Annotated in this window: 16 protein-coding genes and 1 riboswitch; of the genes, 7 read left to right on the top strand and 9 right to left on the bottom strand. The window is 37.1% G+C overall.

The features are described 5' to 3' along the window. On the bottom strand, window positions 1-906 hold the full coding sequence (locus tag EPI11_RS02620; protein WP_128388396.1) for a glucosaminidase domain-containing protein: 906 nt from the start codon (window positions 904-906) through the stop codon (window positions 1-3). Further along, entirely contained in the window at window positions 899-1,801 is a 903-nt protein-coding gene (locus EPI11_RS02615; protein WP_128388395.1) for a 1-aminocyclopropane-1-carboxylate deaminase/D-cysteine desulfhydrase, read from the bottom strand. The genes EPI11_RS02620 and EPI11_RS02615 overlap by 8 nt, the downstream gene beginning before the upstream one ends. 160 nt (window positions 1,802-1,961) lie before the next feature. Here EPI11_RS02615 and EPI11_RS02610 point away from each other — a divergent pair, with 160 nt between their 5' ends. Next, window positions 1,962-4,343 carry a GAF domain-containing protein gene (locus tag EPI11_RS02610; protein ID WP_241657565.1) on the top strand — a complete coding sequence of 794 codons (2,382 nt, stop codon included), beginning with the start codon at window positions 1,962-1,964 and terminating at the stop codon, window positions 4,341-4,343. 13 nt (window positions 4,344-4,356) lie between these two features. Next, window positions 4,357-4,812 carry a hypothetical protein gene (locus EPI11_RS02605; protein WP_128388394.1) on the top strand — a complete coding sequence of 152 codons (456 nt, stop codon included), beginning with the start codon at window positions 4,357-4,359 and terminating at the stop codon, window positions 4,810-4,812. A gap of 82 nt (window positions 4,813-4,894) precedes the next feature. On the opposite strand, the gene EPI11_RS02600 is transcribed toward EPI11_RS02605, so the two are convergent. Then, complete coding sequence (locus EPI11_RS02600; protein WP_128388393.1) at window positions 4,895-6,088, bottom strand: Pycsar system effector family protein; 1,194 nt, start codon at window positions 6,086-6,088, stop codon at window positions 4,895-4,897. A 26-nt stretch (window positions 6,089-6,114) separates the two neighbouring features. On the opposite strand from EPI11_RS02600, the gene EPI11_RS02595 reads away from it, so the two are divergent. Continuing rightward, window positions 6,115-9,846: a metallophosphoesterase gene (locus EPI11_RS02595; protein WP_128388392.1), complete on the top strand. Its 3,732-nt coding sequence runs from the start codon at window positions 6,115-6,117 to the stop codon at window positions 9,844-9,846. On the opposite strand, the gene EPI11_RS02590 is transcribed toward EPI11_RS02595, so the two are convergent. Next, window positions 9,829-10,704, bottom strand: a complete 876-nt coding sequence (locus EPI11_RS02590) for an esterase-like activity of phytase family protein (RefSeq protein ID WP_128388391.1) — start codon at window positions 10,702-10,704, stop codon at window positions 9,829-9,831. The genes EPI11_RS02595 and EPI11_RS02590 overlap by 18 nt on opposite strands. A gap of 653 nt (window positions 10,705-11,357) precedes the next feature. Here EPI11_RS02590 and EPI11_RS02585 point away from each other — a divergent pair. The 4 genes from EPI11_RS02585 (at window position 11,358) to EPI11_RS02570 (ending at window position 13,024) form a co-directional block, all read left to right on the top strand. Then, entirely contained in the window at window positions 11,358-11,888 is a 531-nt protein-coding gene (locus tag EPI11_RS02585; protein ID WP_128388390.1) for a YciE/YciF ferroxidase family protein, read from the top strand. Window positions 11,889-11,941: 53 nt separating this feature from the next. Then, complete coding sequence (locus EPI11_RS02580) at window positions 11,942-12,196, top strand: hypothetical protein (RefSeq protein ID WP_128388389.1); 255 nt, start codon at window positions 11,942-11,944, stop codon at window positions 12,194-12,196. 143 nt (window positions 12,197-12,339) lie between these two features. Continuing rightward, the gene (locus EPI11_RS02575) at window positions 12,340-12,609 is read left to right on the top strand and encodes a hypothetical protein (protein ID WP_128388388.1); all 270 of its coding nucleotides are present in this window, start codon (window positions 12,340-12,342) and stop codon (window positions 12,607-12,609) included. A 145-nt stretch (window positions 12,610-12,754) separates the two neighbouring features. Then, on the top strand, window positions 12,755-13,024 hold the full coding sequence (locus EPI11_RS02570) for a SemiSWEET family sugar transporter (protein ID WP_241657564.1): 270 nt from the start codon (window positions 12,755-12,757) through the stop codon (window positions 13,022-13,024). A gap of 4 nt (window positions 13,025-13,028) precedes the next feature. Here the strand turns inward: EPI11_RS02570 and EPI11_RS02565 are convergent, their stop codons facing one another. From EPI11_RS02565 to thiM, 5 genes are all read right to left on the bottom strand, one after another. After that, a complete protein-coding gene (locus EPI11_RS02565) occupies window positions 13,029-14,222 on the bottom strand; it encodes a retropepsin-like aspartic protease (RefSeq protein ID WP_128388387.1) in 1,194 nt (397 codons plus the stop codon). Window positions 14,223-14,293: 71 nt separating this feature from the next. After that, window positions 14,294-14,944, bottom strand: coding sequence for a thiaminase II (gene tenA, locus EPI11_RS02560; protein WP_128388386.1), 651 nt, complete (start codon window positions 14,942-14,944; stop codon window positions 14,294-14,296). Then, on the bottom strand, window positions 14,931-15,767 hold the full coding sequence (thiD, locus tag EPI11_RS02555) for a bifunctional hydroxymethylpyrimidine kinase/phosphomethylpyrimidine kinase (protein WP_128388385.1): 837 nt from the start codon (window positions 15,765-15,767) through the stop codon (window positions 14,931-14,933). Before thiD ends, tenA begins: the two co-directional genes overlap by 14 nt. Further along, window positions 15,764-16,408, bottom strand: a complete 645-nt coding sequence (gene thiE, locus EPI11_RS02550) for a thiamine phosphate synthase (RefSeq protein WP_317125626.1) — start codon at window positions 16,406-16,408, stop codon at window positions 15,764-15,766. The genes thiD and thiE overlap by 4 nt, the downstream gene beginning before the upstream one ends. Then, the gene (gene thiM, locus EPI11_RS02545) at window positions 16,392-17,195 is read right to left on the bottom strand and encodes a hydroxyethylthiazole kinase (protein ID WP_128388384.1); all 804 of its coding nucleotides are present in this window, start codon (window positions 17,193-17,195) and stop codon (window positions 16,392-16,394) included. Before thiM ends, thiE begins: the two co-directional genes overlap by 17 nt. A gap of 59 nt (window positions 17,196-17,254) precedes the next feature. Then, window positions 17,255-17,347: riboswitch (TPP riboswitch) on the bottom strand. Between the last annotated feature and the right edge of the window lie 30 nt (window positions 17,348-17,377).

The following is a 17,377-nucleotide window of genomic DNA, read 5'->3' as shown; positions in this document are numbered from 1 at the left end:
TTATTTTACTTTTAATACCTGCCCAATAGAAATTGCATTGCTGGACATGCCGTTTAACTGCATTAACTGGTCTACGGTAAGATTGTGTTTCTTTGAAATGGAATATAAAGTATCACCCTGCTCTACTTTGTAAGTTCCAAAAGTTTTAGTTGGTGTTACTTCAGCAATCTGAGGTGTTTTTTCAATTTTAGTCTGTTGTGTTTTTTCCACTTTAGGAACCGGACTGTAAGGCTTCTTAAGCACCTCGGCATCATAACTCGCCAAGTCATACTTCTCGATAAGTCCTATTAATTTTTCAGGGTATTTTGGATCGGTTGCATAACCAGCCGCTTTAAGTCCGCGTGCCCAGGCTTCATAATCGCCTTTTTCCAATTTAAACAGCGCAGCATATCTTGATCTTGTAGTTAAGAATAACGAATGATCATTGTATGATTCGGCAGGATCATTATATTTTCTAAAACATTCCTGTTCAGAATCGTCATCATGAAAAACACTTTCACCCGTCCATCCGGCATGGCATTTAATCCCAAAGTGATTGTTTGCATTAACACACAATGTCCCCCTGCCTGCACCCGACTCTAATATACCCTGAGCCAGTGTTATACTCGCCGGAATACCATGGCGTCTCATATTCTCTTTTGCTGTTTCTTTAAAATCCAATACATAGGCTTTTACCACCTCTGCATACACAACAGTTTTAGAAGTAGACTGCAATGTCTCTGAATCTTTATTTGTATTCGAAGCGGTAGATGTTTTACTGTCAATCGTTGTCCTGATCGACGGTTTTGTAGTTCTTGTTGTCCTGGTTTTTACCGTACTGTTCTTCGATGTCTTTACGCGGGACTTAGATGACCCGCAGCTCACCAAAAAGCTCAATAAAGCTAAAGCTAGAATTTTTTTAAACATTATCTCTTATTTTAATTATGGGTAGTTTCTTTCTTAATAATTCCCTGTTCATTCCTGCTATCCCCTGCAATCCACCAGTGTGAATGAGTAAAATATCAGAACCTTGAGGAAAATAGCCTTTATATATTAAATCTATAACGCCAAAAAATAGCTTTCCCGTATACACAGGGTCTAAAGGAATACCTGTTTTATCTAAAAAATCATTTATAAAAAGCACAAGTTCCTCGTTCACTTTGCCATACCCTCCAAAATGATAGTCTTCAACCAGTTCCCAATTACTCTCTGGGGCAAATTTACAAATATCATCTAACAATCCAGCACCCTTTAAGGCCGGAAATCCCAGTACTCTTTGATGCAGCTTAGCCGATTTTATAATTCCGGATATAGTCCCCCCTGTTCCTACCGCACATGCAACATGAGTAAAAACAGCATCTTCCGGCGTTAGTATCTCTTCACAGCCTTTTACTGCAAGCGCATTTGTTCCGCCTTCGGGTACAAGGTAAAAATCACCAAATTCCGCCTTCAGATTTTCAATAAATACCGCTTCCGTTTTATTTCTATATACATCCCTGGATACAAATTTAAGCACCATACCACAATCACGCGCAAAGCTAAGTGTCGGGTTATCACCTATTTTATCAACAAGTTCCTCCCCTCGTATTACTCCTGTCGTTGCAAAACCATATTCCTTACCCGCAGCTGCCGTAGCAGCAATATGATTGGAAAAAGCACCTCCAAAAGTAAGTATAGCACTGCGCCCCTGCTTTTGTGCCTCAAGGATATTGTATTTTAATTTTCTGAACTTATTACCGGATATGTGAGGATGTAAAAGATCTTCCCTTTTTATAGTAAGTTTAATATTGTCAGGAAAATTGATGGCTATAGGCTGATTCATAAATAAAGCTAATACTGCAAAGTAAGTATAAAATATAAAGATTGCAATGATAGCGCGTGTTAAACCTATTATTTGCAGTTAGTTTTATCACAAAACAATACTTTTTTAAAAAAGCTTGGAATCTTAAAATTTTGTACCTTCGTTGTATATTTTGTATTGTATGAAAATGGACTCTGAACAAGATAACAGCACTCCCCTTATTGCCCGCATTTCCTTTCATAAAGTATTGGAAACACTGGAAGAAATTGCTGAATCTGATGTAGATTACCGATCAAATTATGCCAAGGCGCTATTAAAACATGCCGAACCTTTTCCTGAACTGCGTGAAGGAATTGCCGATTTTTCGGAACTGGAAAAGCATGAAAAACTTATAAAAAACTTACTTGCAGACCTTTTTCCTACGGCGCTTAGTAAAAACGAAATAAAAGCTGCTGCTATCCCGTTTTTCAATTTTACATTTAACCGTACTGAACGTTTTGATGCTATTCTTGAAAATGCAGGTGAAGATTTTGGCATTACCATACGTGATTTTGAAGATCATGAATTTTATATTTTTTGCTGCTGCCTAATTCTAAACGGCTATTATGGCCGCAATTTTGACTTTAGCAAGCCACTATTTTATGACATCCCTGATAATGAAGGGATCATGAAGCATTACCGCATTTTATACAATGCCGATTTTCTTGAAATTATCCCTACCGAAAAAGCCATTCCAATTACAGATGAAGACATCAATCTTCTTATGGATAATTATGACAACCTTGCAATGTGGAAAGAAAAATTTCCGCAGGAAAGTTGGGAAGTGAGAGGTTTTGGCATTATTTCATTATTTGATGCTACTACCGAAATTGCAATTTCTAACCTCAAAACCAATCTACTGGTTACCGAGGAATTTAAAGAAGTCGCCGAAGCTAATTTTGAAGGTGTATTCAGGTCCATCTATAAAATATCCGACCTACACATTGGCTTTACCGAAGTAAACCTTGAGGACAATCAATTTAAACTTGCGCCTTTTGACAGCGATATTAAAAGTCATATCCTGAAAGACTGTGCAGAAATGAGCTGCAATGCTGTTTTTAAAGATGGTTCCTTAGAAAAACTGCTGGAAGACAAAAAGTATTTTGTAATATCGGATGTTGAAGCTTACATTAAAAAGCATCCTGAAAAAGCAGGCTTTGCCCAGCATTTATTATCGCAAAATATAAGGAGCTGCATCCTTACCCCTATAGTAAAAAATGATAAACTCTTAGGCTTTATAGAACTGGTATCGTCCAGGCCTAAAGAACTTAATAGCATTAACGCCAACAAGCTTGATTACATACTGCCTTTTATTACAGATACTATAGAACGTTATTATTCTGAGCTTCAAAATGAAATTGATGCCATAATACAAAACGAGTATACCGCCATACACCACAGCGTGTATTGGAAATTTAAAGAAGAGGCATTAAAACATATCCACGCAAGAGGCAAAGAAGAACTGGCCTATAAAGAAATTGTATTCAAAGAAGTTTATCCGTTATACGGGCAAATTGATATTAAAGGCTCCTCTACTGCCAGAAATGAATCTATAGAGAAAGACCTTATCCTGCAGATAGAAAAGCTGCTATCAGTATTTAAGTTCATCTACAAGCAGGACAAACTCCCTCTTATAGAACAGCACATATATGAGCTGGAAAAAATGGAAGTCGAACTTAAGAGTCCGCTTAAAGCAGATACCGAAGGCATTGTACAAATGTACATTACAAACGAAATACATCCGGTATTAAAACATTTTGACACATCAAATACCGAAGTGCATGACAGGATCGCAGCCTATTTTAATTCACTCGACTCTAAAATAAAAATGGTTTACGAAAGCCGTAAGAACTTTGACGAAACGCTTTCAATGATCAATAAGCAGATGGCTGCGGTACTCGACCAGAAACAAGTAGAAGCGCAGGCATTTTTCCCGCATTACTACGAGCGTTTTAAAACCGATGGTGTAGAGCACAACCTTTACATAGGTGCTTCTATTTCTCCAAAACACAGTTATAGTCCTATTTACCTGAACAACCTTAGATTATGGCAATTACAGGCGATGTGCGAGATGGAAAACGAATATTACAGACTGCGTCCGTCATTACCTTATGACCTGGATGTTACCTCGCTTATCTTGGTTTTCAGTTCACCTATTTCCATTCGTTTTAGGATGGACGAGAAACGTTTTGATGTAGATGGCACTTACAATGCACGTTATGAAGTCGTAAAAAAACGAATTGATAAATCGAACATAAAAGGCACTACAGATCGCATTACCGAGAAAGGCAAGATAACCATAGTGTACTCCCAAAAACAGGAAGAAGCTGAGTACAGAAGGTATATTCAATACATGCAGCACAACAACATGCTGGGCGACGAAATTGAAACTTTTGAAGTAGAAGACCTGCAGGGTGTAACCGGACTTAAAGCTTTGCGTGTAGGTGTTCTTTACAACAGTGAAGAAAAACCTACGGAAACCTTGAGCTACGACGATCTTTTAAAAGAGTTGTCACATAAATAGTAAAATTTATAGTGTGATAAATTTTAAAAAAATATTTTATTTAATTCTGCTTTTAAACCTATTCTGCGGTAATAATTTATTTTCTCAATATAATGCTTTAGAAGCTTTAGAAAATCAGATCAATAATGAATGTAAAAATTGCAACCAAGGTGATTTAAACGTTTATCTCGTTGAAAAATGCTCTAAAACTGACTCATTGGTAAATATATTAGCTGATTCGTTAGAAAGATCAATTGAAAGAAAATTTGCAAAGAATAAGGATGCTAATTTTAAAAACAAAATGAATATACTGTTAAAGCATACTGTTAAAGATTTAATTTCAATTAGGAGTAATATCGTTAAGGAGTACTCCAGTTTAAATGAAGAAAGCGCAGAAAATGAATACTTCATTTATTTACTTCACCTGTATTGGTCCAACAGAATTACAGACATGCTTCATTATTATATTGATACAGTTGAAAAGAATTAATCTGTTCACTGTAAAATTTTATGCCTCAACAATAACTACAAAAGGCTGCCAATGGCAGCCTTTTGTAGTTTGAGTAACCCATTTATATCACATTTATGAAAGCATAAACAAATGCCATTACAGACACGATGATACCTACTGTAAAAACAATATAAGTAGCTCTAAGCAGTTTGTATTTTCTATTAAGAACAAGTCCTAAAAAGTAAAGATCTTTTATCATGGTTCCGTAAATATAATCCCTGTCTTTCATCATTTCATTCATTGCCCAATCATATTCTTCAAGAGGCATTTTATGAAAATTACCAAAAAACAGCAGATTCACCTTACGATCTTCGATATCCTTACGCGTAAACACACCACTCGTTACTTTGGGCTGTGTAGAACGTATAGCAAATATGATAGTGATCATACTCGAAATCATCAATATAAGCGTGGGCGTTATCAAATGCGCATTACTAGGATTATCAAGTTTTGGTATAAGTGTGGTAAGTGCTATTGAAATGATAATCGCATTCACAGACAACAGGATATTTGCCTTACTATCGGCAATTTCACTTAGGCGGGTATGGTTGTTTAAGGTAACACGAAACACAGTATCTATACCTCTTTCCGGCCTTTCTGATTTGTCTTTATCCTTGTTCTTTTTTTCTTTTTTCTCCTTAGGTGCTTTACCTTTTTCATCCTGAAGCACACATATGGCAGACTGGAGTACCGCTATATTAGTTTCTTTAAGCGGCTGAAGCTTTTCTTTTCCATAGTTTGAAAAAAAGCGGTGTTTGTTCATCAGTACATTCCTATTGATGAGTGCCCACTCCAAATCGGTAAACTCTTTATGCTGTGTAACTTTCCATTCTTCACGTAATAGTTCAGACAGTTGGCAGTAATGAGTATCTGCAAAATGAGAACAATCGGCATCACGCAATATCATTTCATCACGCGTATGCGGATCAATTTCCAATTTTGTTGCTTTTATCAGCAAAGCGACACGATCTGCTTTTTCTTCCGGATAGCCATTTTCGGTAAGGAATTCAATTGCCATCTGGCCACTGCGTACTTCGTGATTTACAGGCCCTTCAATGTAACCTAAATCATGAAACCATGCAGCCAAAACCAAAACTTCAATATCTTCTTCGTTTAAGCCTTCTGCTTCGGCGATAATCCGGACACTATTAACTACACGTAAAGTATGGTTAAAATTGTGGTAGATATAATCCGGAGATAGTTTATCTTTGAATAAACCAAAAACATAACTTTCGGCTTTTTGAACAATATTCATATGCTGGAATTTAATACACCCAAATTATGAAATTCTTTTGGCGTAACATAATTGTAAAGGTACATATAAAACTTACGATTTCTCTTTTTATTGCATTCTTATCCTACTCCTGCGCAACACACCAGCCACAGTATGGAAAAAGAACCTCACCTCTCCAGACAGCCACAGATACACCGGCTCAAACTCCTCAACACCGTTTCTTCCTTATAGGCGATGCCGGATATGCTACTTCCGAAAGATCGCAGCAGTTGCTTTCTATCGTTAACGACAAGCTAAAAGCGGCAGGAAAAAATACATCGCTGCTTTATTTGGGCGATAATATTTATCCGTTAGGCATGCCTCCAAAAGATGCAGGCAAAGACAGAGACGAAGCTGAAGCTTCTTTAAACAGCCAGATGGCACTTGCCAAAAGTTTTGAAGGTAAAACGATCTTTATTCCAGGTAACCACGACTGGTATTTCGGATTAAAAGGTCTTCAGGAAGAAGAGGCTTTTATTAAAGAACAGCTGAAAGATAAAAAGGCTTTCCTACCAGGTAAAGGCTGTGGTATTAATGACATTAAGATAAACGACAACATCGTTCTTATTGCTATAGACAGCGAATGGTTCTTAGAAGACTGGGACCTATACCCTACCATTAACGATGACTGTACGATAAAAACCCGTGACGCTTTTTTTGAAGAATTGGAAAGTGTTCTTAACAAAGCACAAGGCAAAACCGTTTTATTAGCCATACACCACCCGCTGCTAAGCAACGGTACACATGGGGGGCAGTTTTCGGCAAGAAAACAATTATTCCCATTGGAATCTGATATTCCATTACCTGTAATAGGATCGGTAATAAATATACTGAGATCTACAACTGGCGCCAGCCCGCAGGATCTTCAGAATAAGGTCTACCGAAGCATGGTAAACAGAATAAAAACATTAATTCAGGACAAGAGCAATGTTATTGTAGTTTCCGGGCACGACCATAACTTACAGTACATAAACAAAGACAATATCCACCAGATAATTAGTGGCGCAGGCTCTAAAGAAGAAGCTGCCAGAGCCGTAAACTCAAAAGACTTTTCTTATGGAGGCACCGGTTATGCCATACTTGACATTTACAATGATGGCAGCGCTAAGATTGCTTACTTTTCTGTAAAAGACAGTAAAGAAGAAAAGCTTTTTGAAACCAAAATGCTGGAGAAATATGAATCGGTATTAGCTCCATACCCGGATACATTTCCGGCTACGGTAAAAGCTTCAGTGTACACGCCTGAAATGACTAAAAAAAGTGGTGTGCATAATTTCCTTTTTGGCAAACATTACCGAAAATATTACAGTATGCCTATCGAGGTAAAAACAGTATCACTGGACACACTTCATGGCGGACTTACTCCCGGTAGAGCCGGTGGCGGACATCAGTCTAAATCCCTGCGAATTATAGATAAAGACGGAAAAGAATATGTAATGCGCGGCCTTAAAAAAAGCGCTACACGTTTCCTGCAGTCGGTTGCATTTAAAGATCGTTATGTAGGTAATTCTTTCGAGAACACTTACGCAGAAGATTTCCTGCTGGACTTCTACACTACTTCTCACCCTTACACACCTTTTGTTCTGGATGATCTTGCTGAGGCTGCAGGCATCTACCACACGAATCCTGAACTATATTATATTCCGAAACAAAACACGCTAAAAGAATACAATTCAGAATATGGCGATGAACTCTACATGGTAGAAGAACGTCCTATAGATGAATTTAAAGACCTTGCAAGCTTTGGAAAACCGGATCTTATAGAAAGTACCGATGATGTTTTAAACAACCTGCAAAAGGATGTAAAATATACCATTGATGAAAGAGCTTATATAAAAGCCCGTTTATTTGATATGCTTGTAGGCGACTGGGACAGGCACAGCGACCAGTGGCGCTGGTCGCGATTTGACGAAAAAGACAAAGTAATTTACCGACCTATTCCCCGTGATCGCGATCAGGCATTCTCTATGTACGATGGTACACTGCTGTCTATCCTTATGAATATACCGGCATTGCGTCATATGCAAACCTTTAAAGATGATATTCCTAATGTAAAATGGTTCAATAGAGAGCCTTACGATCAAGATCTTGCTTTGATAACCCGATCTGACGAAAGCGTATGGCTGGAAGAAGCACAAAAACTAAGAGAAAGCCTTACTGATGAAGCTATAGACAAAGCTTTTCTTGGTTTACCTAAAGAAGTACAGGACAGTACAATTGATGAAATTAAAGCGAATTTAAAGAAGCGAAAAATACATCTTGAAAAATATGCACTGGAATACCGTGCTGTTTTACTTAAAACCGTTCTGATTGCCGGCACCGACAGGAAAGAACGTTTTATCATTACCAGACTGCCTAACGGTGCTACCGAAGTACTAATGTACAGCAGTAAAAAAGACGGTGCCGAAGTTCTTTCCCACAGTAAAGTTTACAACCGTAAGGAAACCAAAGAAATTTGGATTTATGGACTTGATGATAATGATACTTTCGAAGTAAAAGGAAAACCGCACAATCCTATTTTCTTACGCTTATTGGGCGGACAGAACCACGACAATTATACTGTTGAAAATGGCAGGAAGGTTAATATATACGATTTTAAGAGTAAAGAAAACACATACAAGACTGACAGTAGAACCAATCTGGTACTGACCAATGATTATGAAACCAACAGTTACGACTATAAAAAACCCGAATACAATGTTTGGGCAGGCTATCCAATGGCAGGTTACAATCCTGATGACGGTGTAAAAGTAGGTACACTGGTAAACTACACAGTAAACAACTTTAACAGAAGACCTTTCTCCAGAAAACACAGCCTAAAAGCCAATTACTTTTTTGCGACCGATGGCTTTGAATTGGGCTATAACGGAAAATTTATGAACCTTGCCAGCAAATGGAATTTTGCTTTGGATGTATGGTACACCAGTCCTAACTTTAGCATCAATTATTTTGGGTATGGAAATGAGACCAAAAACGATGATGATAACCTGGGCATGGATTATAACAGGGTAAAACTTCAGGTATTTAGGGTTACTCCCTCTTTCTTTAAAGAAGGCAGGCACGGCAGTACAATAGAATTCCAGCTCCCTTTTGAAACTATCGAAGTAGACGGTACTACAGGAAGATTAGTAAACCAACCCGGAGTTATAGACTCTAATCTTTTTGAACACCGCCAGTTTGGAGGAGTAAACGCACGCTATAGCTTTACTAATTTCGACAGTGCTTCCCTGCCTACCCTTGGTTTAGCATTTAACCTTTTAGCAGGTTGGAAGACAAGCCTGGACGAGCTGGAACGCAATTTCCCACATTTGGAAAGTTCACTCAACATAGTACACAAATTAACATCAGATAATGCTCTTGTATTAGCCACAACCGTAAAAGGAAAAGTATTATTCAATGACAATTTTGAATTTTATCAGGCGGCAACCTTAGGTGGCGACACTGATCTAAGAGGCTACAGACGCGAACGTTTTACAGGTAAACAATCGTTTTATCATAGTACCGACGTAAGGCTTACACTAGGCAACTGGAAAAGCAGCATTATCCCAATGAAGTATGGAATACTGGGTGGTTTTGATTATGGGCGTGTATGGGTTGACAACGATAATTCCAGAAAATGGCACAACAGTGCCGGTGGTGCAGTATGGCTTAATGGCGCAGACACCGTTACCGCCAGGCTATCTTATTTTCATGCTGCCGATGGTGGTCGTGTGGCGTTTGGTTTACAGTTTGGTTTTTAGATCAGATAATTTTACTTCATAAAGTTTACCGCCTGTTTTCTTATCTTTTTCATCTGCGATAAGCAAAGTGTCGTTATCTTTAAAGCAAAGTCCTTCTTTTTGGGAAGCATGCCCCAGTTCATACATTTCCATTTTACCGGAAGCAAAATTATCGTTAGCAAAATTTGTAATAACAAAAACCTTATCTCCGGTAAGCAATACTGCTTTAGTACCATCAGGGCTGATATCGGCAGCAGTCACCGCACATTTCTTGTAGGTCGAACAGGTTGTTAAAGAGCCTAGTAATACTGCTTTATGATCGCCTTCTTTGTTAGGTACTTTATAAATATTAAAACTTCCATTAAAACCGGTACTTCTGTTTTTAGTGAACAGGTAAAAATTGCCTTTATGCTCAAAAAAAGCTTCACAGTCGAATATACGCTTTGATTTTTTTGGAGGAAATTCAGTTTGTTCAGGATAAGAAAAAGTAATTTTAGACGAAGCTGCTGCAGTCTCACCTGCAAGCTGTGATTTGTCTATTTTATAAATGCCAAGATCTTTTCTGGCATTGTCATTATTGCCAAAATCGCCAATATATAAATTACCTTCAGTATCAGATGTCAGCTCTTCCCAATCTGTGTTTACAACATTTGTTATAGTAACCTCGGCTTCTGATTTTCCGTTATCAGTTATTTTATACAATTTGTTCTCATTACCACTATCCTCAAGAGCCCATAACGACTTTGATTGCGGCAGGTATTCCAACCCAGATATTTCTTTAAGGTCTGTGCTGCCCAATTCTTTTAATTGCTGCGCACTGCCGCTGCATGATAAAAGGGTAACTGCAAATAGGGATGATATGATATAGAAGCTTTTCATAAACTGTGTTTTTGTAAAAGTATAAACCATTTGTTTATGAGCCATCTCTTTTAGGATACTTTTTACATCCCTGGCTATAAAACAAAAAAACCGCCAGCAAAAGCCAGCGGTTTCCCTACTATTAAAAAATCAAAAATATTTGAAAAACTGGTAACTAAAACCAACGCAAAGCAACAGGCACAATAGATTTTTTCAATTTGAAAGGACTTCAAATAAAACCGACACTTATAAAAGTACGGACTATCTATTAATACGAAATACATACTGGGCAGGTACATACACTATTAATTTGCATAAAGGTCAAGAACCAAAATTTACTTTATCTCCTGCCTCGCAAACCTCAACAGGATCATTAAAACTCTATATTATACACACAGATCAATTTAAAAGTTGTCTTTCAAAATTAAACAGTGTATTATTTTCGCGAACAAACATACTATCTAAAATCGTAAAATTACACAAATAAAACAAAAAACGTTAAAATGTTAAATTTTTACGACCAATTACACATAAATAATCACTGTTAACGAAACGTTAATTGTAATATTCTTAGGATAACCCCGTGGTAACTTTATAAATAACAAACACTTAACCCCTAAAAATCAGCCAGTTTAAAACCGGCTTTTTTTTCCTGATAACAAAAAAACAGTATCATGCTTCAAAACATAGCAAAAGAAAATATTGACCAGGCGCGCGAATTAAGAGGCCTATTCGAAAAACAGCTCAGGGAACTCTATTGGGCTGAAGGTGTCATGATACCTATGTTAAGCGATACTTTAGTAAATGCAACTTCTAAAGATTTGGTTATAGTACTTGAAAAACACAGAATTGATACTATTAATCACCTTTCCAGACTTGACACGATATTTACAGCTATTGGAATAGAGGCTGAAGCTCTTATTAATGAAGCTGTTTCCTGCTTTATAATGGAGGCAGAAGATGTCGCTGTCTTAATTAGACAGGGAGTTGTTAGGGATGCAGCAATTATAGCCATTTTACAAAAAATAAAGCACTATGAGATTGCTTGTTATGGTACTATGAGAGCCTATGCTATTGCCCTGCGTGAAGAAGATGTTGTAATACTGCTTGAAGAAACGCTTGAAGAAGAAAAAGTGGCCGATCTAGCCTTATCTTATATTGCGGAATCGCACATAAATATTGAAGCTGCAGACAAAGAGATCTAATACTCTGAATTCTCCTTGTATTATTAAAATTATAATATCAAAAAACAAATGTTATGAATGACAATGTGAATGACCAAAACAATCCTGACAAAAAAGAGAATATCGTTAAAAAAGTAATCCCTGATACTTCTCTTCCATATGAGGATCCGGCAATTGTTAATCCCGAGGAATTAGCATCCTTTCCTAAAGGATCAAAAATAGCTGATATTAAAGAGGTAGAATATGAACGAAAAAGTCACTTGGTAAACAAGAGAACTCCTCTTAGAGAAGGACGAAACATAACCCGAACAGACGATAGCCCGGAATAATAAAAATTCAAAATTATTACTCTTTTAAAATAAAATCCACATTCAATTATGTAAAAATATTTTTTTATCAAAATAATTTAACATATAAAACAACGCCGTAGTCAAAATAATTTGTAACTTTAGTCATTATAAATCAAACGATTATGGCAAATTACACAATGGACCGCCAGGATCTGGGAGATCTGGGTGGAGACCCAAGACACGAAATGAATTACACATATGGCGATTTTTCGTTTCCATATGAAGACCCGGCAGTCGTTAATCCCGACGAGCTTGCCTCTTTCCCTAAAATGGTAAATACATCAAGTTATCATCATCATGAATCGCACTTAGTTAACAAACGAACACCGCTTAGGGATGGAAGAAACATTACCATAACGGATAATCATCCGGACAAGCATGGTTTTGTGTAAAACAACTGTACATAAAAAATAAGGGACTCCATGGAGTCCCTTATTTTTTACTGCTTTCTTATAATAATAAAGCGACGTTAATCAATCGTTAATTTTTAATATGTCATTTTTAATGTCACTAAATTTAAAGATCTAACCCGCAAATATGAACTATATCCAGATACTTGGCTTAGTTGCTGCTTTTTTTACTACGACAGCGAATATTCCACAAGCCATAAAAGTTATAAAAACCTCATCAACAAAAAGCATTTCTGCACTCACTTATGCAATGCTGTTTATTGGTATGGCATTATGGGTTGCATATGGTATAATAAGAAATGATATCCCAATAATCCTCGCTAATTCAATTGCAGGTGTTTTATGCGGCATCATTCTCGTCATGAAGTTACTACCTAACAAAAAAGAGCATATATAATCTCTTAACTTTTATTTAATCGATATTCTTTAATCTCTCCGGAAGTAACATCTTTAACCCTTATGGTTTCTGTATCGTTTAATGTCTCTGCTTGAGTAAGTACTTTTTCACAAAAACTCATTTCCTTATAATTATTTTTTCCAAATTTAAGCACCTCATCGCCTGGTTTTAAAATACCCGATAATTTATCATCCCATACAATACCAACAATAATTTTTTCGCCGTTCATACTTAATGATATGGGCCATGTTTTCACTTTTACATCGATTGTTTCACTTTTTTCAAAAGGCTCAAAATAAAAACGTTTATTTATAAAATCGAGTGTCATTAAACCATAATCAAGTACAGCACTACCTATTCTTGAAGTGTTGTCTGTAGTTGTATCAACAGTTACATTAGTAAAATTAGTTTTTCCTATTAGTAATTGAGGCATAAAAACCTTATAACTATCACTATCTTCTGCCACTCCATGAAAGCCGGCCGAATATGATCCTTTCGCTTTGTGAAGTGTTTTAAATACATCTATTTTCTCTTTAGCCAAATATAAATATGCGTGAACACTAAGATCATAAAAACCTTCCATTCCTGTATCAACCAATATATTTTCATTTGCACTTAAATCCCCGTTTAAATAATACGCCTTAATATAGGGAGTATTTTGAATAGGATTAGTGGTCATTTCTATAGAATTCTTTTTTTTCAGATTTAATTTCCCCGGTTTATCTGTTATAGTAAGCGTTTTATTTTTTGATGATATTTGTAAAACCGAATTGCCCAAAATATTACTGCCAATAAATCCATCTATATTAAAACAGCCAAACAACTGCAAGTCTTTAATTATTATAGCCGGTGTATTTTTAAAAGTAACATCCCCTAATTTAAGCTTTTCTATATTCACTACTTTGACAGAATCCAGTATAGCGCTTTGATCTCTCATTTCTACGTTCCCTATAGCATCGAGATTTAGTTCCTCAGCTATTCGCTGAGAAATTGCAGTTGGAGCTCCGGTATCAAAAATAAAATTATACGTTTTACCATTAAGTTCTGCCTGCATTATTATCTTACCTTTTACTTCGCTATAAGAAATAGTTGTGAAATAATTTTTTATGTCTGTGTTTTCGTGATTAAGATTAGTCACTCCCTGTGCATAAAATAAATTAGAAAAGATCAGGAGAATAAAAAGATAAAATATTTTCATAGTAGTTATTAAGATGATACAAGTTATCTTCAATTATTATACCAAAGAAACTACATCATACGCTAGACACTTTATGCCCATTTTTCTAATTGATAAGCACTATCCCAAAATGCATATTCAAGACGGCTTGCCGTAACAAAAGCTTCAGTCATTTGCTGTTGTTGCGCTTCTGTACTATTTGCAGCAGCAATATCGCATAGATCAATCACTTTTTCTACGAACATTCCAAACTCTTCTCCTGCATAGGTATTTATCCATTCCTGGTATTTGTTCCTATTCTTAGTTTGGTTTGCTAAAATATAATCACCTACTTGCTTATATATCCAAAAACACGGTAATACCGCTGCCATTCCTACTGCCGAATCGGCCATGTAAACAGTACTTTGAAGATAATGCACATAATGGTGGCATGTAGGCGACATGGCTGCCCTTCCCTCTACATTATAATCTTTAAAATAAGAATCGTGCAATGCCCTTTCTACAACAATTGCACCTTCGGAAAAACGAACAAAATCGAGCATTGTATTTACATCCTGAACTTTTGCCGCAACAATAGCAAGTGCGCGGGCAAAATACTCCAGATAATGCGCATCCTGCTGAAGGTAATATTTAAACGGTTCAATATCCAGTGTACCGTCTGCCAGCTCTTTTATAAAAGGCATCCCGGTAATATCATTATATATTGGAAGCGCCTGCTCCCATGCTTTTTCAGACCATTTCATTCTTTATCATTTTTTGAGGATTATAAAAATGGTTTAAAGGACCATTACCTTTTCCAATAACAACATCCGCAGCATTGTATATAGCACCATGCACGTAATCTTGTGCTTTAGAGACAGCTTCTACTAACGTATAGCTCTGCGCCAGATAAGCAGCAATAGCCGATGATAGTGTACAGCCAGATCCGTGCATGTTCTTCGTTTCTATTCTATCCGAATGCAGTGTTTTTATCAAGCCCTGTTTCCCAATTAAAAGTGATGTAAGACGTTCCGATTCTAAATGCCCTCCTTTAAGCAAAAGTGCATTCACACCCATTTCCATTATTATTTCTGCAGCAACCTTCATATCTTCTACTGATTTAACGGATATACCTGCCAGCAGCGACGCTTCATCCATATTAGGGGTAATAAGAGTCGCTAAAGGAAATAATTGCGTTATAATGCCTTCTATTGTTTTCTCTTCAATAAGCCTGTCACCACTGGTAGCTATCATTACAGGATCAAACACTACCGGAATTTGCGGATACTGTTTTAGCACCTCCGCAATAACACTTACCAATTCAAGACTGTGGATCATACCTATTTTTATAGCATCGGGAAGTATATCATCCAGCACAGCCTGTAGTTGTACCTGTACAAAATCCGGAGGCACACTATGAATTGCCCTTACACCACAAGTGTTTTGAGCAACCAAAGCTGTTATTACACTCATGCCATAGCAGCCTAGTGCCGAAAATGTTTTTAGATCGGCCTGGATACCGGCACCTCCTGTAGGATCAGTACCTGCAATAGTAAGTACTGTAGGGTATTTATATACTTTTTTCATAGTGCTTTTTCAATTTGATTACGAATTACCTCTGCCGCTTTCGCTGGATCATCTGCACCACATATAGCCGAAACTATAGCCAGACAGTCTGCTCCCGCTTTAATCACATCATAAGCATTACTTTCGTTCATTCTTCCTATTGCTACAAGAGGTTTATTAGTAAGGTTTCTTATGGTACGAATACCTTCGAGTCCCCATTCTGTTACGGTATCTATTTTTGAAGGTGTGCTAAAAACAGGACTGATACCTAAATAATCCGCATACTCAATTTCACTATTATTAAGCTGTTCCAAATACTCTATAGAATAGCCTAACATATTGCATTGAGGCCAGAGGCTTTTTATTCTTGATGGTGAAATATCGTTATTCCCAACATGGATACCATGGACTTTAGAAGAGATAGCCACCTGAAGATTATCGTTCACAATAAGCGGTACATTATACCTATCCAGTATTTCTTTTAACCGGAGTGTTGTTTTAACAAACTCATCATCATTCAGTTGTTTTTCCCGCAGCTGTACTAAATCCACTCCTCCTTTTAAAGCCTGCTCTGTCACATTTACAATATCACGACCTCGACAGGCTTCTTCACTTACCACAAGGTAAAGTCGGCTTGTAAACAGCTTATTCATGGTGTTCATCAATGGCGATATGACTGTAAAATTCCTCCTGTGTTATACTATACAATTTATCCAACAGATGCAATTGTAAACTTCCAGGTCCTTGACTTATTTTTTGTGCCAGTTGTCCGGTTATTCCCAACAAAGCCATAGCTGCAGCTGTAGCTTTAAATATATCATTTTCAGCAGCAATAAAAGCACCAATCATAGCTGTAGCTGTACATCCCAAACCTGTAACCTGCTGCATTAATTTATGCCCATTGCTTACAAATATTTTTCTATTACCCGAAACAATTACATCTACAGCGCCCGAAACACAAACAACACTACCCACGTTTGCATTAAGCCATTGAGCGGCTTCAATAGCCTCCTGGCTTTCATGCGTACTGTCTACGCCTTTAGTCTTTGATTGGCTTACTTTGGCCAATGCCATAATTTCTGAAGCATTACCACGAATAACGGTAGGCTTATATTCTAATAATTGTGCAATAACACCATCCCGGTAAGCCGTTGCACCTGCACCTACAGGATCTAATACCCAGGGCTTATCCAGCTCATGTGCTTTTGCCGCTGCTAAGAGCATACTCTTAACCCAATATTCATCAAGGGTACCAATGTTTATAACCAATACACCTGATAAAGCAACCATATCCTGCACTTCAGAATGAGCGTGAGCCATAATAGGTGATGCACCAATAGCAAGAAGTGCATTGGCGGTAGTATTCATAACTACATAGTTTGTGATGTTGTGTACAAGAGGAGCATTTTTCCTAACGGAAAGAATGGAATTCCATAGAGACTCTTTCATATTATTTAATAATTTATAAATATGGCTGTAGAGCCTCCTAAAAGGAGTTGAAGAAATAGTACTATTTCCACGCTTTTCCCTACGACGGTGTAAACCGTGTCAGGTTCAAAGGGACTCTCTCAATTCTTTTCAGAATACCCCTAAAGCCAAAGTTCAAATATAGTGATTGTATTACAAAACAA

The sequence above is a fragment of the Flavobacterium cerinum genome (genome assembly GCF_004028155.1).
Lineage (GTDB): Bacteria > Bacteroidota > Bacteroidia > Flavobacteriales > Flavobacteriaceae > Flavobacterium > Flavobacterium cerinum.
This window is presented reverse-complemented; position numbering and strand designations above follow the sequence as displayed.

What these genes read in the sequence shown, in the direction of transcription:
- EPI11_RS02620 (WP_128388396.1), bottom strand. Translation starts at nt 906, where the DNA reads ATGTTTAAAAAAATTCTAGCTTTAGCTTTATTGAGCTTTTTGGTGAGC.
- EPI11_RS02615 (WP_128388395.1), bottom strand. Translation starts at nt 1,801, where the DNA reads ATGAATCAGCCTATAGCCATCAATTTTCCTGACAATATTAAACTTACT.
- EPI11_RS02610 (WP_241657565.1), top strand. Translation starts at nt 1,962, where the DNA reads ATGAAAATGGACTCTGAACAAGATAACAGCACTCCCCTTATTGCCCGC.
- EPI11_RS02600 (WP_128388393.1), bottom strand. Translation starts at nt 6,088, where the DNA reads ATGAATATTGTTCAAAAAGCCGAAAGTTATGTTTTTGGTTTATTCAAA.
- EPI11_RS02595 (WP_128388392.1), top strand. Translation starts at nt 6,115, where the DNA reads ATGAAATTCTTTTGGCGTAACATAATTGTAAAGGTACATATAAAACTT.
- EPI11_RS02590 (WP_128388391.1), bottom strand. Translation starts at nt 10,704, where the DNA reads ATGAAAAGCTTCTATATCATATCATCCCTATTTGCAGTTACCCTTTTA.
- EPI11_RS02585 (WP_128388390.1), top strand. Translation starts at nt 11,358, where the DNA reads ATGCTTCAAAACATAGCAAAAGAAAATATTGACCAGGCGCGCGAATTA.
- EPI11_RS02580 (WP_128388389.1), top strand. Translation starts at nt 11,942, where the DNA reads ATGAATGACAATGTGAATGACCAAAACAATCCTGACAAAAAAGAGAAT.
- EPI11_RS02575 (WP_128388388.1), top strand. Translation starts at nt 12,340, where the DNA reads ATGGCAAATTACACAATGGACCGCCAGGATCTGGGAGATCTGGGTGGA.
- EPI11_RS02570 (WP_241657564.1), top strand. Translation starts at nt 12,755, where the DNA reads ATGAACTATATCCAGATACTTGGCTTAGTTGCTGCTTTTTTTACTACG.
- EPI11_RS02565 (WP_128388387.1), bottom strand. Translation starts at nt 14,222, where the DNA reads ATGAAAATATTTTATCTTTTTATTCTCCTGATCTTTTCTAATTTATTT.
- tenA (WP_128388386.1), bottom strand. Translation starts at nt 14,944, where the DNA reads ATGAAATGGTCTGAAAAAGCATGGGAGCAGGCGCTTCCAATATATAAT.
- thiD (WP_128388385.1), bottom strand. Translation starts at nt 15,767, where the DNA reads ATGAAAAAAGTATATAAATACCCTACAGTACTTACTATTGCAGGTACT.
- thiE (WP_317125626.1), bottom strand. Translation starts at nt 16,408, where the DNA reads ATGAACACCATGAATAAGCTGTTTACAAGCCGACTTTACCTTGTGGTA.
- thiM (WP_128388384.1), bottom strand. Translation starts at nt 17,195, where the DNA reads ATGAAAGAGTCTCTATGGAATTCCATTCTTTCCGTTAGGAAAAATGCT.